We start from the raw sequence: 15,624 nt of genomic DNA on the forward strand, positions 1-15,624 counted from the left end.
TTAGAACGACTCCTTTTTACGCTGGGCAAATTTCACAACCAAGCTTGATAGGATACTGATGAATACGAAATAACACACGACGATGGCACTGGAGAAGTGACCACTTTTCTTTAATTGCTGATACAAGTAAATTTGTACGGTTTCATAACTGCCACCGACCAATAAGTTCGCCAGGACGAATTCTCCAAAGAGAATCGAGAATGAAAGGAGGGCTGACACCAGGATGCCCGTCATGATATTGGGAACGATGATTTTCCTGAAGGCCGATACTTTAGATGCCCCCAATAGTTCAGCCGATTCCATCAGGGACACAGCATGAATGTTTCTGAGACTATTGCGTGTACCCTGATACATATAAGGCATGATTCCGATGAAATATGCACCGACCGTGACCAGTACCATGGGAACTCCGACTTTCGAATAGGCTCTTAACAGTCCCACTGCCATAATAACTCCCGGCATGGCATAGGTAAGGAGCACAATCGCCTGCAGCCCTTTTTCCAAACGCGGGGCATAGACGACAATGGCAAAGATCGCAGGCACCATGAAGAGGGCTGAAAGAACGGTTGCCCCTCCTGAAAGCACAAGGGAACGGAGGACAGCTGAAGTAAACGCTCCATCACTGAATAGCTCCGTATACCACTTAAAGGTGATTCCTTCCGGCAGAACCGTTTGATTCCATTTAGTCGAGACCGAATATAAGAACGTCGCTACTAATGGAACAATAAGATAAGCAAACACAATGACCAAGGGGACGAACGATAACCGACTTTTCTTCATCCGACATCCCTCCTTACCTTTCTTGTGAGCCATTCATTAATCAGCATCGAGACAATCAGCGTTACGCCCAGTAGAACAGCAAGTGCGCTTCCAAGTTCCGGTTGGGCAAAGATATCACCTGAGATCAAGGCTCCAATCCTGATCGTAGCCAGATTATACGTACTTCCTGTCAGGGCATAGGCCGAGGCATAGGCTCCCATTGAATTCGCAAACAGGATACTCGCTGTACCTGCGACGCTCGGCAGGAGGATCGGAATACCGATCCGTTTCCAGAATGTTAGCGGGGACGCACCAAGAAGATAAGCCGATTCCCGCCACTGCTCCTTGATGCCATGAAATGCAGGGAACATAAGCATGACGGCCAAGGGCAATTGAAAGTAAATATAAATGAGAATGAGACCTGTCCAAGAATACAGGTTAAAATGATTCAACAGCGCGACATCCAGTTTTTCCGCTAAAATCGTGAACACGCCGCTATTCCCCATTAAGACGATAAATGCGAAGGATAACGGGATTCCGGCGAAGTTTGACGTTAAATTTGCCAGTACGAGAATCCGGTCCTGTGTTCTCTTGTGAAAAAACGTAATGGCGTATGAGGCAAAAAGCGCCAGGATCATCGCCACGACGGTAGACGAAACCGAAATGATGATACTATTCTCGAATGATTGATAGTAATAGGGATTCGTAAAGATCTCCATGTAGTTAGCCAGGGAGAATGACCCTTCCCCACCTTTTGTAAAACTTGCATGAATCATCGATACCAATGGAACGATTAAGAATAATAGAATAAAGACCACTAAAGGAACCATCGTAAGAAATATACCGGATTTCCTCTTTTTCATGAGTATTCACTCCTTTTACACCATTGTCCTCATGTTCAGGGTGAAGGGGATATACGCCCATCCACCCTGAGAAGGACTATAAACCCTCAGTGAGGCCTGGAATTGTCAACTCCTGCATGGCAGGTGACGGTTGAATGTTTAATAGTTTGCAAAGTAATGGTGCGATTTGAAGCTGCGGGACTTCCTGTTCATAGATTCCCGCCTCTAGTTTCGAACTGATGACGAATAACGGGACTTCCCGATCTTCCTTCGTCGTTCCTCCATGCTGGCCATCTTTGTTCATTCCATGATCGGCAGAAATAATGATCTGGTATCCTTCCTCGATCCAATCAGGTAGAATCGAAGCAAGCATAACATCCACAGCGATCACACGATTTCTGTAACCGGCAGAATCCGCCGTGTATTTGTGTCCATCATCATCTACATTCATGCTGTGAATATAGAGAAAATCCGGATCTTTCGTCGTTTTCATATAGTTGGCATCAGCAAAAAGATGCGTATCGGGATAGTGATCCTCCCAGTAGAACATCCCGTTCTGAATGGCACCATTCCCATCAAGCTTGATGCGGTCCGTCATGGGATTGAAAGGCGCAGAATGATAGAGTTCACTCACCCAGTGGTAGCTTGCCGTTGCATTCTTCAACCCATTTTTACTCGTCAAATGAAAGATACTCTCTTCCTTTGAACCACGTACAATCTGATTGGACGTGATTCCGTTTTGATAGGGAGGAGTTCCCGTCAACAACACTTCGTACAGGGGCCGGGACATGCTCGGCACCTCTGAAATGACCTTAAATCTTGAAGCCTGTCCCTTTTCCGCCAAGTGATGCAGATACCCCATGTTGTCGACGGCCGTGTCAAAGCGCAGTCCATCAATCATGATGAAAATCAGCTTGTCGTTAGTTGACATGGACTAACACTTCCTCTTGCCATTTTTGTGGAAGGGATTTTGTTGCCTCTTCCCATGCTTTGGCATCCTCGACCGGTCTTGCGTTCTTATACATGCTATCAGGCAGAAGCTTTGCCTTCGCATCTTCTGGAAGTTTCACATCTTCACGGATCGGTCTTGCATAACCACGTGCAAGATTTGCCTGACCTTCATCTGATAAGATGTACTCACGTGTCAGCATCGCTGCGTGTGGATCCTTGGCATTCTTATTGATGACATTCGCATACCCTGACACAACAGATGAATCAGATGGAATGACCACTTCAAAGCGATCTTTATCAATTTGATCACGGTAGTTCAGTGCATTGAAATCCCATACGATGGCGACATCAGTCTCCCCTTTTTCAAGAGCTGTCAGGGATGGGTCCGTCGTCTGCAGGCGATTCTGTTTGGCAAGCTTCTGGAAGAACTCGATTCCCGGTTCAATGTTCTTCTCGTCACCGCCGTTGGCAAAGGCTGCTGCAAGCACTGCGAATTGTGCCTGGTTGGCCTTCATCACGTCACCTACATCCACCTTGTAGTCACCGTTCAACAGGTCGCTCCAAGAAGTAGGAGGGTTTATCACATTATTCTTGTCGGTAATGAAAGCAAGTGTTCCAGTGTAACCAACCACCCAGTCTCCATTGTCGTCCTTTGCCCAATCAGGGATTTCATCCCAATGCGATGGTTTATACGGAAGCGTCAGTTCCTTCTCTTCAGCAAGAGGTCCAAATGCCACACCAACATCCCCTACATCGGCATCTCCGGTTTCAAACTTAGCAAGCTCCTCAGCACTCGACATGTCTGTATCTGTATGCTTGATATCATATTTCTCCGTGATATCCTTCCAAGTCTGTCCCCAGTTCGCCCATGAGTCCGGCATTCCGACTGAGTTCACTTCCCCTTCTTCTTTTGCTTTCTTTTCTATTTGATCCAATGATAGATTACTAGTATCGATTTTGCTTCCTTCTGCGTTATCGTTCCCTGAACAGCCCGCCATAAGGAAAGCGGAAGTCACCCCAACAGTTAATACCTTTAACAATGCATTCTTCTTCATGGATGTCTCCTCCTAGTTTTGAATCATTTTTGTTTTCTTTTGTTTCACACATTCATCATAGGAAACCAAAGTAAATAAGAGATTAATCAAACGTAAAAGTATTCTGAAATAATGTTAATTTGATGTAAAGGACAGGGATAGGATGGTTTGAGATGCTTAAAAAAGTCCATAAAAAAAGTGCCCGACTCCCCTTAACGGAGTCAGACACCTTTTAAATCCTCTATTATTTCGCTTGCAAACGGCTGATCCGCTCATCCAAATCAGGGTGAGTCGAAAACATCGCCGATTTACGTCGTCCATTGATTTTCAATGTAGAAATAGCCGTATCATCTTCACCCTTCATGCGGCTTGAGTAAGCTTTCAGCATCTGTAGGGCATGAACCATTTTATCCTTACCGGCAAGGTCCGCTCCGCCTCTGTCCGCGTGGTACTCACGATGACGGGAATAAGCGAAGACAACCAGACTACCTAAGATCGAGAATACGATCTGGAAGACAATCACGGCAATGAAATGCACGATCGGTGCCATTTCTTCCCTTGCAAAACGCGACGCGATCCACGCTGCAATCCGTGCCAGGAAGACAACGAATGTATTGACCACACCTTGAAGCAGGGTCATTGTTACCATGTCTCCGTTTGCAACGTGGGCTACCTCATGGGCAATGACGCCTTCAACTGCATCATCATCCATCTCACGAAGCAATCCAGTCGAAACAGCAACCAGTGAGCGCTTCTTCGAAGGTCCTGTAGCAAATGCATTGACCTCAGGAGAATGATAGATTCCCACTTCCGGCATATGCACAAGTCCTGCCGCTCTAGAAAGTCGGTGAACTTTCTCCACAACCGCACGTTCCTCAGAAGACAGGGCTCCATCCGGGTTCAGCACTTGGACCCCCATCATCCGCTTCGCCATCCAGCGTGACATCGCCAGAGAGATGAATGACCCGGAAAAACCGATAATGGCACTGAATACGAGTAGTGCACCTAAATCCAGCCCGCCTGAAGCCGTGATGTAGTTCCCCGCTCCTGTGACGGAAAAAATGATACTAATCGTCAGTAATACTAAAACGTTCGTTAACAGGAAGTAAAATATACGTTTCCCCATCTTGTTTCCTCACTCCTATTTCAAGTTCACATGAACCTGTATCTGAATATATTATAATTCCTATACGGAAGAAATACAAGCAAAAGGTGAAATTGACGAGGCCCTGACGAACCAGTAGTATAGAAGAAGATAGTTGAATGAGGCGGGGGAATCACGATGGAAACGATTAAATTGACACGCAAACATATGGCCGAACTACTGCTCTCACTGAACGGCACAAACAGCAGGACCCCACTCAAGGTGCTTCAGGCTGCATGGACGAATTTACATAAAGAGGATGAGCTACCACCAATCATTCAAAAATTACTCAAACCTTCCAAAGGCGAAATTGGATTTTCCCTCAATGAAATCGTCTCCTTGGGAAACCTGATCGAATTCACCAACTTTCCGCAGAGCACCGTCCAGAACTGGGTGAAGCGGGATGTCAGAGGCTTGATCGGATCCCCACAGCTTGGCAAAAAATACACCACTGAACAGGCTGCCATGCTGTTTATCGTGGAAGACCTCAAGGCAACACTTGATTTCGATTCCATCCGGAAAATCCTTACACTCGTGTTCAACAATATCGATGACCGTACGGATGATATCATCAACCCCATGGATCTTTACCTTGCGTATGCATCCGTCTTCGATCAGATTCATCACCAATCCTTACCTTCCATAAAGACAGCTGATGGTTCGGTAAACGAGCATATCGACGGGTTCATCAAAGATGAGTGCCGGGACATGCTTTCGACGTTTGACGGAATCGTGGAAGAGAATGTAAGTAAAGTTCTAAATGTCATGATTGTGTCGGTGCTGACGGTCCAGGCAGGGTTTTATCAGGCCGTGACGAAGAAGTATGTAACAGATGCCCTATCATAAAAAAATGCCTGTCCCCCATTCAAAAGGGAGACAGGCATTTTTATGATCATTTTGCTACTTCAACCGTTTTCGCATGCTGCATATGAGTGGTAAACCAGGCGATTCCGCCAGCCACAGCCAAATAGGCAAACAATACCCATAACTGATGCCCAAGCTGAGTGAAGTCACCTAATGTAATGACCTCCTGGAAGCTGCTTAACGAATGAGCCATCGGTAAATTCTCCCCGATGATGCGCAGTATCGGCGTATTCAAGTCTCTAGGGAACGTCCCTCCACAAGTCGCCAGCTGCAGGACGAGGAAGGTAACAGCCAGAAACTTCCCGACGAATCCGAATACGGTAATCAACATGAAGATAAAGGTCATGAATGTGAAAGAAATGATGATACTCGATAAAATAAACAACGGTATATTCACGACTTCTAAATGGAATCCAAAGAGAAGAACCCCGTCGACGATGAGTGCCTGAATGGAACCGATGGCAAACACCAACCCCCATTTATTGATGAAATGAGTCGTGCCATTTACGCGAAGATCATTACGTCTGCCAAGGGGCAGGATATTCGCCGCCATGATCCCACCTACGTAAAGGGCTAATGACAAGAAATATGGTGCAATTCCGGTTCCATAGTTCGGCACCTTGGATACATTGGATTTCACGAGATGTACTGGATCTGAGAACATGGACGATAACTCATTCGTTGAATGAACCTCTGATGTTTTTTCTGCTGCATCGGTGAGCTTAGTCGCTAATTCCCCCGAGCCTGATTCAAGATCTGTCAGTCCCTGATTTAAAGCACTGACACCTGAAGAAAGCTTATCACTTCCACTTGATAAAGAATCAATTCCGGCAGTCAGGGCTGTGAATCCCTGGTTCCAGTCAGCAAAACCTGAAGAGAGCGCTTTGGAACCTGTCGCTAGTTCAGAAGCTCCGTCGGATGCCTGGTTCAGTTTGTCAGTGAACCGGGAGAACCCTGCATACAGCTGACTCTGTCCACCCGCTAGCTGTTCTGTTTGCTGATGAAGTTCCGATTGTCCGTTTTCAAGCTCCGATGTAGAAGCTGTTAGTTTTTCCGAAAGCTCTTGAATGCGTTTGAATTCAGGATCATCTTTCACCTCTGGATGGGATTCCTTATACGTTTGAAGCTGACTAGACAGCTTCTCCGCCGTAACATTGGCTTCTGATTGTTGCTGTTGGAGCTGACCCTCTGCACCAGCGAGCTTGTTTGTTTGATCCGCCAGTTGTTCAGTGCCCGTAGTCATTTGCGCACCGGCTTGCGTGAGGCTCTTCATTCCACCGGCTAATTGCACAGAACTTGAATGTAGATGCTGGAGGCCACTCTCAAGGGAACCTGCTCCGGCTGACAGTTTTTCACTTCCAGCTTGAAGCTTTTCGGAACCTTCTCCGAGTCCGTTGATCCCAGCTGCAAGAGTATTCATTCCTGCCTTTTCATCTTTAATTCCATTATGCAGACTACTTGCCCCGTCACTTGCTTTCGTTAATCCCTTCCCCATTTCTTCAAACTTGGAAAAAACGCCGTCCGCGTAGGATTTGGAAATGGTATCTGACAGCTTACTCTTCATTTTTTCTGTAGCACTGGAACTAATTTGAGAGGCTACGAAGTTTTTACCAGGGTTGTCCTTATACAGAAGTTCGGCAGGCTCGGGATGTTCGTCCATCAGGGTGCTCACCTTTTCCGAGAAGTCTTCAGGAATCGTAACGATCATATAGTACGTTCCTTCTTTAAGACCTTCTTTGGCTTTAGCAGTGGAAACGAACTTGAAATTCAGATCTTCTGACTTTTTCAGTTCCTTTACAAAATCTTTCCCCGCCTCTATGGGTTCATCCTCCATGATGGCTCCCTCATCTTCATTGACGATGGCAACAGGTAATTGTTCAAGCTTGCCGTATGGATTCCAGTAGCCTGACAGGAATAATCCAGAATAGATTAATGGAACTAAAAGAAGAAACCCGAGGGCGATTCTTCTGTGCTTATGGCTAACCATCGCCTTTAAATCTTGTAGTATTAGTGCGAATCCTTTCATAAACAAACTCCTTCTTTTAATCATTTACATCCAATTATCATACGTGGATAAAATGATAATGTATAATACATAATTAGTTATACATATATAGCTTTCAGTCTATGAAAGGATGTGTTCTTATGGAACTACAGCAGCTGCACTACTTTCAGACCGTTGCCCGTCTGGAACACATGACCAAGGCTGCAGAGGAACTGAGGATTGCCCAGCCTTCCCTCAGCAAGACGATTGCCCGTTTGGAAGAAGATCTCGGGGTGCCTTTATTCGAACGACAGCACCGACAGATTAAACTGAACCGCTTTGGAGAGCTGTTTCTTACTCGGGTGGAACGTGTATTCATGGAAATCAACGAAGGAAAAAGGGAGATTGCGGAGGCAATGGACCTTGAGGAACATACGATACGGATGGCCGTCACGATTCCAAGGGTGCTTCCAGATTTGGTCGGGGCATTCTTAAAGGAAAACCCACACGTCCGATTTCAGCAATTCGTCCACTCCATGAGTCGGATGAAGGAGCAGTTAAAAAATGGAGAAGTGGATTACTGCATCTCTTCTATTCCCTTGGATGATGATGAAGATATTGTATGGGAGCCGTTGATGACAGAGGAGATCTTCCTTATCGTACCCCCAGGTCACCGGTTGGAGAACAAGAGTGAAATCGATCTCATTGAAGTAAAGGATGAACCGTTCATCAGCATGAACACAGGCTACGGACTGCGGAACCTGACAGACGAGATCTGTTTACAGGCTGGGTTCACACCCGTCATCTCCTTTGAAGGGGATGAACCCGGCGTCATCGGGGACCTGGTCAGGCAAGGACTCGGCATCGCCTTCATCCCCGCCATCTCATGGATGAACCGCCGTACACCCTTCCCCCACAAAATCAGGATCAACAACCCAACCTGCGAGCGCACCATCGGACTCGGCTGGTCCAAACGAAGGCACCTCACCCGTACCGCCAAACAATTCCACCCATTCATGATCAACTACTTTAATAAAATTGGCATGAAACTGAATCAATTATAAAGGGACGGACCTTCATTTTCGCAAATGAAGGCCCGTCCCTATTGGGTTTCGCCTGAAAATCATAGGTCCGTCCCTCTTTTGATCGGGATCCATACCTCTTCGACTGCGTTGGGGTCTGCAGGGTTGTAGTGTTCGTCGAAGCGTTCGAAGTGTTCGCGGTCGTCGAGTTGATATTCTGAAGAAGGCATCCACACTGTGTGGATGTACTTCAAGGTTTCATGGAAGGTGCTGGCGGGTCCTTGGTGAAGGAACATGGCGTATAGTCCACCTTTCATGGTGTATGTATCCATGGCTTCAGGTGTGTTCTCATATGCCTCCACTTCTACTGCTGCCCATTTCACGAAAGGGGTCGCAGGGGTTAATTGCTTCACATCAAGCCCTGAATCGAATACTTTCATATTATAGAGTTTTTCATCTATACGATGAGGAATCGCCTTTCGATGGGGCATGAAGCTTTGCCAGAGTGCTTTCGTCGAATCCTCTGAGAGGGACATGACCTTGAATTTTCCGATTAACTTCTTTTCTTTCAATCTAATTATAGATGGTTTCACTAGGTTCCCCCCTAAATATTATGTACTATTTATTATCTCATTGTTCACACAATGATTCTAAGCCGAAAAGAAAAGATGCCCCAAACTGTGGCATCTTTTCTAACTAATATTACCTCAATCCATAAGCCTTCTCAATCTCCTGACTGATCTTATTCCCCTCATCATCCCAGGCACTTGCTTTTAATGAAACATTCTTAGCATTTTTCGGATTGTTGATGATTGCTCTGAACGTATCTCCATCACGCTCAAGCTTCACTTTCTTCCATGACTTCCCTTCGTTGAATGACACTTCTAATGCTGCACCTTCCACATTTCCATAACCAATTGCGCCCTCAACTTTATCAACAGTAAGTTCGAGTTTGGTTGGACGATTCAAAAGGGCGTCTCCGTTCACATCTGTATCTACCTTATAATCAAGGATCAGGAATGGCAGGTCTTCCATCCAATTCTCTGTTGCTTCTGTCCAGAACGTCCACTCCGTGTGGGTACGTGTGGAGGTATTCCAGCGGTTCTCATCCCGTTTCGCATCTGTGACGAATCGGTATTGAGTGCGTTCTTGCGGTAAGATATCCCAAACATTCAAGGCCTGCCCTTTCCCTTCTTTCAGTAACGTATCTCCTTTATATAACTGGGTGGTCTGGTTTTCGTTTGAAACATCCCAATCCGTCCCGCCGGTGTTCCCTTTCCCACCGTCAGCCCATGCAGGAACATTGATTTGAAGCGAGTTACCCTGTCTTCTCGGAGGCCAGTATCCATCTCCAAGACTTGGACGAACGACTGGTGAGAACCAGTTCTCAGAGATTTTCTCTCCTCCATCATATGTCATCAGCGGTTGTCTCACCTGCCAGGTCTCATCGAGGACGTTTGCCTGATGATACCAACCTGTACCTTCGATCGCAGATACATATTCAGTACGGGCGCTTGGCAATGATACTTTTTGTAAGAAACCTACAGCCCTAAAGGTATGTGGACGGAGATCATAACGGAATTCCCCTCCATCGGTTTCAACAGGTGATGTGTAGTTTGTTTCGATCTTCGCCAGTTCTTTTCCTTTTGGCTCATAGGTCAAATCTTTCGGGATCGAGCCTTCATGCACATCCATTAAATCATAGAGGTATGGGGAATCGACTGTTCCTTCTACCTTCAATTTTACGTTTCCTGAGCGAACCGCTTTAACAAGCCTGTCTCCTTCACTTTTACTAATACCTGCAACGGCTACCGGGTTATCCGTATAGTCTGCCGTTCCAGCATACACACTGAATTCCTTGTCTTCACTGTTCACCACGATCAAGAGTTTCGCTCCAGCTGCGGCAGCATTGGTTGCCTGTTGAGATACGCTCACTTCTGCATTTCGATCAACCACAACGGCTTTTCCTTTCGCTTTGAGGCGGTCAAAGTCAGCCGAACCCCCTTTACCCGCGTAGACTGTGGACAAATTATACTTCCCATCTAACAACGTACTTCCCGCCAGTGGAATATCATCCAATTCTTTCCCTTTGAAATTTATCGTCAATGTCGGCTTTGTCAGACGCCAGCGTGTCAGCTGCTCAAAATACCCACTCTTCACTTCTTTAGTCGGAACGGCATACATCTTATCAATCCACACCGGCATTAAGTAAAGACTTGTCATCGGCATATCTCCGATGGTTTGGTGATATTCCAGACGCTTATAGTTCGCTTCTGCTTTCTTCGGAACAACCACTTTGATTTCTTTGGCTTTACGTGCATCAAGCTCAACTGTCTTCGGTCCATCCAGTTTCACTTCCGGATCTCCTACAAGTGCTACTCCCATGTGATCTGTGTCTGCGTCCACATCCATCAGTGACATGGCCGAATACGTGCCAGGCGGCAAGCGAAGTTCGAGAGTTCCATCGACAGCAACCGCTTCAGGCTCCATCTTTTCACTGAACAGAACAACATAAGCAAGACCTTTCTCCCCATCACGATCGGTTGCATTCAGGGTCAACGGGTAGCGTTCTTCCTCCTTGACCATGGCCATCGTCGTCCGGACAAGCTCTGTTCCGTCTGCTTTCGCTGTCAGGAACCCCTGGTAGCGGGAGCCCGTTTCACCCAGAGTGGGATCGAGGGTCACGTTGACATCCACTTTTCTACCTGCTGGTATCGTCACGGTATCTTGAGAAAGAGTCAGCATACCGGCAAGAGCTTCTTTTCCTTCCACATTCGTAAAAGTGGCCTCTAATGCGAGCGTCACTTCCTCCTCGCTATCGTTGGTGTAAGTGACCACCTTTTCAATCGGCTCTGCCTCATCATGCGGCCATTTGAAAAAGCCGAATGAAACGGATTCCGTCGCTCTTACATCGGCATCAAGTGCTGCCGGAATATCCACCCGACCTGTCCCAACGTGATAAGGCTGATACCCATCAAGTTTCTTGGTCGTATTCATAAGAGCCTGTTTCAGTGTTTTCCCATCCCATTCAGGATGCTTCTCCGCTAAAATCGCCGCTGCACCCGCTACATGTGGGGTAGCCATCGATGTACCGTTTAAGCTTTTATACAACCCTTCTCCACTTGAATATTGAGAACGTGCTGCCACGATCCCTACACCAGGTGCTGAAAGATCCGGCTTCAATCCCATATCTCCATATCTTGGTCCCTTGGAAGAGAAATAAGCCAATTCATCCGATTTATCCACAGCTCCAACCGTTAGAGCTGAATCTGCCGCGCCAGGAGAACCGATCGTCCCTTCTCCACCTCTATTACCGGCTGCGATGACGAAGAGCGTTCCATTTTCGTCCGTCAAGCGATTGACCGCTTCTGACATCGGATCCGTCCCGTCACTCGGCATATCACTTCCAAGACTCAAGTTAACGATCTTGGCATGATCGGATGCCCATTCCATTCCATCGATGATCCAGGAATCCTGACCATATCCTTGATCACTCAAAACCTTTCCTACTACTAGACGAGCATCAGGCGCAACTCCTTTATACTTCCCATCACTCGCTCCAGTCCCAAGCACAGTCGATGCCACGTGGGTACCATGACCGTTCACATCCTTTACTTCTTCGCCAGGAACAAAGCTTACAGCTTCATCAATCTGACCTGTGATATCCGGATGTTCTGCGTCGATTCCGGTATCAAGAACCGCCACCTTGACTCCTTCACCAGTGTACCCCTGTTCCCACGCCTGATCAGCCCCGATTTGCGGAACACTTTGATCCAGAGCGGCTTCAACACGGCCGTCAAGCCAGATTTTATCGACACCATTTTTAAATTCTGATGTCACTTGCTTCTCATCACTTTGAACCGTCATATCATTCCAGAAAGCTTCCGCCTGCTTCTTCTCTGTGGAAAGAGCTGCTCCCCTGATACTTTCCAGATCCCTTACTTTCTTTGATCCCTTTGGCTCAACATGGAATGATTTCGCTTTTGTTTCTTGGTACTCCACAATGACCGGTACAGAATCGGTGTTTTTGTCATCATAGCCATATTCGATTAATTTTGTAATGTTAAACAAATCCTCATCCATCTTACCGGCTGCCATATAAGGCATCGCTGAATTCGGGAAGACGAAGGTTTCATCCTTGATCGTCATCACCCTGACGCCATCACCGTTTTTATCTGCCTGCTCTACATTGATGATCTGTTTTCCATTGTCGAGCGTAGAGACTTTTACTACATCACCTGTAATGAGGGTGATCGTATGCTCTCCTTTGATGGCCGCATTTACATCTACTGTTGACGGTTCCGCATTGACTTCTTTACCAGGGATTCCCTGTGCTCCGACCTGAACCATAGAGCCTGATATCATCGTTGCAGCGATTGAACCGAAGAGCAGGGGTTTCACGTTTAACCTTTTCATGAACATTCTCCTATTCTATTAAGTTGTTGGGATTAAATAATGGAAGATGGTATGTAGTCCTTCACAGCACTACTTGAAGCGCGGTCTACACCTCCTGTTAAAGAGATTTTGAGTCGTCCCAGTTTTGAAGACTTGCTCTTGGAAGTTTGAATGATTATGTGGTTACTTGCATTGTAAGGCTCTGCATATCCCCTTCTCAATGGGGGTTATATTACAGGTAATATGACCCGGTAAGTCTGCAGGAAAAGGGACTGTGAAATAAATATCTGTCATTTGACACAGAGCAGATATAGAGGGATGTTTTTTTCGAGTGCGTAGCGCGATTTATCCTCATACAACACAACCATAGGCCCTGGTATGTTTCATAAAAGAAGAAAATCAGATCTTCTGATAGATACATAGGGAGAACAGGTGAAATCTATCACTGTAGCCGGATCAACTTGAAAACATCATTATACCCAAAAGGACCTTAAGCATTCTTCCTATATCCACCTATACTTCCTTTGCACCTCAATGGGACCTTATCGTTCCAAACGGATGGGTCATAGGATCGATGAATACGTCTAACACTCCATCACAATTACCCCAACAAACTAAAAAGCTACCCCGGAACGATCTCCGGAGTAGCTTTTTTACCCTATCATCAAGCTTTATGAACGAAATCAAATGGGCCTTTTCCGTCAAAGGTATTGACCTTCCCTTCATGAACCTCCCTTTTATCCTGCCCCAACGTGTCCAGCACACGTGTCGCCCCGATCAGCATCAGCTTCGCAGAAAGGATCGTCAAAGTGAAAAACACCACCGGAATAAAGGAGATCCATGGATAGGTGGTCCAAAGATATTGCCACCAGCCTCCAAGGAGACCTGACCACTCATATGAAAGTGATACAAATACCTGATTGTTGAATACGTCTGTATCCAGGGAAGCACCACCGATAAAAATCTTCAATACCCCAAGATGCGCAATCAACAGCATGATGATCATGAATTCACGGATGGATACGAGAAGGATCTGTGGCAGGATAAATGGCCGGATATGGTTCATGATATAATGGCGCTTCGTGGCCCCCAACACTTTGGAGCTATCGATGAATTCCTCTTTCATGATTTTGTCATACTCATTCGAGAATAAAAGGGTCAGGCTCGGAATGGAAATAATAATGAGAATGACAAGGTAAAACATCAGCTTGTCCGAAAAATCATAGGGGAAATCTGCAGGATTAAACAACTCGCCCTCCAACATCATCCAATTCAATAGCAGGAACGCTAATAACGTAGGAGGAAAATAATTGGCGGCATCCACTATGTTATCGATGATTTTCCTGAACGGCTTGAAATAAAAATGAACCACCAGCCCAAGGACAACCGAAGGCAGCACCCTGCATAACATGATGACAAGAGCCGCGCCTATCGTATATTTAGCACCAACGATGATAAGAAGCAGGACATTCCGGTTAAAATTATCCGTCCCAAGCGGAGGATACTCTAACGGGGAGTATGGAGGCTTTAGGTAATCCCCCTCTACATTTTTCAAAAGGTCGAGCTTTGGCACTTCATTTCCCCATCCCACGTAATAAATCAAACTTACAGCAAACATACCAAACAAAAAAAGAAAACCTGTTAAAAAGGCCGGATTTTTCATTAATTTCTTCAGCATCATATGACCACCCTTTGTCCGGTTTTTTTAACAATGATCAGCCGGATCAGGATGAGCAACAGGAATACCGGCACATAGAACATGATCAGACTAAAACAAATCACATCCATTTGGGAAAATGACAGGATAAAATGAGTGATCCCATAGATATTGAACAATCTCTCAAACACGATAAGAGATGACAAGAGAAAGAGAATGATGGACTTGGAGTGATTTAATAGACTGAACGTGATATTCCGCAGGATATGGACAAAGAAAATGACATGCCTGGACATTCCCCTTCCCCTGATTAGATCGACATAGGGCTTGCCGTACTCATCGTTCACCAGCAGATAGGTAATTCTGAACAACATGATCGTCGGTAAGATGGACAATGTCAGGACAGGGATCAGATACACTTTCTCCTGTGATCCGACGATGGGAAACAATAAAATCCCCGTCTTTTTCAACACCAAAATGACGCTGTATTGAATGACAATCAAAATGAAGATATCGGGTGTGGATTCCAGCAGGTTGGTGGCCCGGGTGATGAACTTCGACCAGGCACTTGGCAGTAAATGTGTGAGGTATGCAAGGAGGATGCCCATGACAACAGAAAGAAGAAAAGCAGAGATGAAAATGGAAACCGAATAAAAATAGGGTTCCCAGAAGGCAGGGAACATCGGATACGAGTTGTTCACTTCATTCGTGATGGTCATCGCATTTGAATGAAGCAGCGAGCTTGAAATATCTTTAAGATTGATTAAATATTGTTTCAAGCTGAGATTCACTCCTTCATTGAACAACCCGATGAGACCGGTCAGAAGGATAATCCCGATAAGAACGAAGACAAATTTCAAAGCCATGGAACCGATAGATTTAAGATACATAGAGTGACCCTCCGAAACGATAGAAACTTATTTTTTATAGATTACCATAATAAACCAAAAAATCCCATATAAAAAAGTGGAA

General features: G+C 45.8%; 12 protein-coding genes. 2 read left to right on the forward strand and 10 right to left on the reverse strand.

Going from position 1 to position 15,624, the window contains the following annotated elements; all coding sequences use genetic code 11:
• From KYJ26_RS10280 to htpX, 5 genes are all read right to left on the reverse strand, one after another.
• A complete protein-coding gene (locus tag KYJ26_RS10280) occupies positions 1 to 780 on the reverse strand; it encodes an ABC transporter permease (RefSeq protein ID WP_219167178.1) in 780 nt (259 codons plus the stop codon).
• Positions 777 to 1,622, reverse strand: coding sequence for an ABC transporter permease (locus tag KYJ26_RS10285; protein ID WP_219167179.1), 846 nt, complete (start codon positions 1,620 to 1,622; stop codon positions 777 to 779). Before KYJ26_RS10285 ends, KYJ26_RS10280 begins: the two co-directional genes overlap by 4 nt.
• Before the next feature lie 76 nt (positions 1,623 to 1,698).
• The gene (locus KYJ26_RS10290) at positions 1,699 to 2,532 is read right to left on the reverse strand and encodes an alkaline phosphatase family protein (RefSeq protein ID WP_219167180.1); all 834 of its coding nucleotides are present in this window, start codon (positions 2,530 to 2,532) and stop codon (positions 1,699 to 1,701) included.
• On the reverse strand, positions 2,522 to 3,607 hold the full coding sequence (locus tag KYJ26_RS10295; protein ID WP_219167181.1) for an ABC transporter substrate-binding protein: 1,086 nt from the start codon (positions 3,605 to 3,607) through the stop codon (positions 2,522 to 2,524). Before KYJ26_RS10295 ends, KYJ26_RS10290 begins: the two co-directional genes overlap by 11 nt.
• A gap of 223 nt (positions 3,608 to 3,830) precedes the next feature.
• Positions 3,831 to 4,712 carry a protease HtpX gene (gene htpX, locus KYJ26_RS10300; RefSeq protein ID WP_219167182.1) on the reverse strand — a complete coding sequence of 294 codons (882 nt, stop codon included), beginning with the start codon at positions 4,710 to 4,712 and terminating at the stop codon, positions 3,831 to 3,833.
• 156 nt (positions 4,713 to 4,868) lie between these two features.
• Here htpX and KYJ26_RS10305 point away from each other — a divergent pair, with 156 nt between their 5' ends.
• Positions 4,869 to 5,576, forward strand: coding sequence for a DUF1836 domain-containing protein (locus KYJ26_RS10305; protein ID WP_219167183.1), 708 nt, complete (start codon positions 4,869 to 4,871; stop codon positions 5,574 to 5,576).
• Between the two features lie 46 nt (positions 5,577 to 5,622).
• Here the strand turns inward: KYJ26_RS10305 and KYJ26_RS10310 are convergent, their stop codons facing one another.
• Positions 5,623 to 7,620 (reverse strand): YhgE/Pip family protein, encoded by a 1,998-nt coding sequence (locus KYJ26_RS10310; RefSeq protein WP_219167184.1) that lies wholly within the window; start codon positions 7,618 to 7,620, stop codon positions 5,623 to 5,625.
• Positions 7,621 to 7,739: 119 nt separating this feature from the next.
• Between KYJ26_RS10310 and KYJ26_RS10315 the strand changes: the two genes are divergently transcribed.
• A complete protein-coding gene (locus tag KYJ26_RS10315) occupies positions 7,740 to 8,642 on the forward strand; it encodes a LysR family transcriptional regulator (protein WP_219167185.1) in 903 nt (300 codons plus the stop codon).
• A 59-nt stretch (positions 8,643 to 8,701) separates the two neighbouring features.
• Here KYJ26_RS10315 and KYJ26_RS10320 read toward each other — a convergent pair whose 3' ends face one another.
• The 4 genes from KYJ26_RS10320 to KYJ26_RS10335 form a co-directional block, all read right to left on the reverse strand.
• Positions 8,702 to 9,193 (reverse strand): GyrI-like domain-containing protein, encoded by a 492-nt coding sequence (locus KYJ26_RS10320; RefSeq protein ID WP_219167186.1) that lies wholly within the window; start codon positions 9,191 to 9,193, stop codon positions 8,702 to 8,704.
• Positions 9,194 to 9,302: 109 nt separating this feature from the next.
• Complete coding sequence (locus KYJ26_RS10325) at positions 9,303 to 13,016, reverse strand: S8 family peptidase (protein WP_219167187.1); 3,714 nt, start codon at positions 13,014 to 13,016, stop codon at positions 9,303 to 9,305.
• Between the two features lie 643 nt (positions 13,017 to 13,659).
• On the reverse strand, positions 13,660 to 14,673 hold the full coding sequence (locus tag KYJ26_RS10330; RefSeq protein ID WP_257474966.1) for an ABC transporter permease subunit: 1,014 nt from the start codon (positions 14,671 to 14,673) through the stop codon (positions 13,660 to 13,662).
• A complete protein-coding gene (locus KYJ26_RS10335) occupies positions 14,673 to 15,542 on the reverse strand; it encodes an ABC transporter permease subunit (RefSeq protein ID WP_257474967.1) in 870 nt (289 codons plus the stop codon). Before KYJ26_RS10335 ends, KYJ26_RS10330 begins: the two co-directional genes overlap by 1 nt.
• Positions 15,543 to 15,624 lie beyond the last annotated feature (82 nt).

Source organism: Rossellomorea orangium (genome assembly GCF_019334305.1).
Lineage (GTDB): Bacteria > Bacillota > Bacilli > Bacillales > Bacillaceae_B > Rossellomorea.

Bases quoted from the DNA above. Each gene is read 5' to 3' on its own strand.
- KYJ26_RS10280 (WP_219167178.1), bottom strand. From the start codon at position 780: ATGAAGAAAAGTCGGTTATCGTTCGTCCCCTTGGTCATTGTGTTTGCT.
- KYJ26_RS10285 (WP_219167179.1), bottom strand. From the start codon at position 1,622: ATGAAAAAGAGGAAATCCGGTATATTTCTTACGATGGTTCCTTTAGTG.
- KYJ26_RS10290 (WP_219167180.1), bottom strand. From the start codon at position 2,532: ATGTCAACTAACGACAAGCTGATTTTCATCATGATTGATGGACTGCGC.
- KYJ26_RS10295 (WP_219167181.1), bottom strand. From the start codon at position 3,607: ATGAAGAAGAATGCATTGTTAAAGGTATTAACTGTTGGGGTGACTTCC.
- htpX (WP_219167182.1), bottom strand. From the start codon at position 4,712: ATGGGGAAACGTATATTTTACTTCCTGTTAACGAACGTTTTAGTATTA.
- KYJ26_RS10305 (WP_219167183.1), top strand. From the start codon at position 4,869: ATGGAAACGATTAAATTGACACGCAAACATATGGCCGAACTACTGCTC.
- KYJ26_RS10310 (WP_219167184.1), bottom strand. From the start codon at position 7,620: ATGAAAGGATTCGCACTAATACTACAAGATTTAAAGGCGATGGTTAGC.
- KYJ26_RS10315 (WP_219167185.1), top strand. From the start codon at position 7,740: ATGGAACTACAGCAGCTGCACTACTTTCAGACCGTTGCCCGTCTGGAA.
- KYJ26_RS10325 (WP_219167187.1), bottom strand. From the start codon at position 13,016: ATGAAAAGGTTAAACGTGAAACCCCTGCTCTTCGGTTCAATCGCTGCA.
- KYJ26_RS10330 (WP_257474966.1), bottom strand. From the start codon at position 14,673: ATGCTGAAGAAATTAATGAAAAATCCGGCCTTTTTAACAGGTTTTCTT.
- KYJ26_RS10335 (WP_257474967.1), bottom strand. From the start codon at position 15,542: ATGTATCTTAAATCTATCGGTTCCATGGCTTTGAAATTTGTCTTCGTT.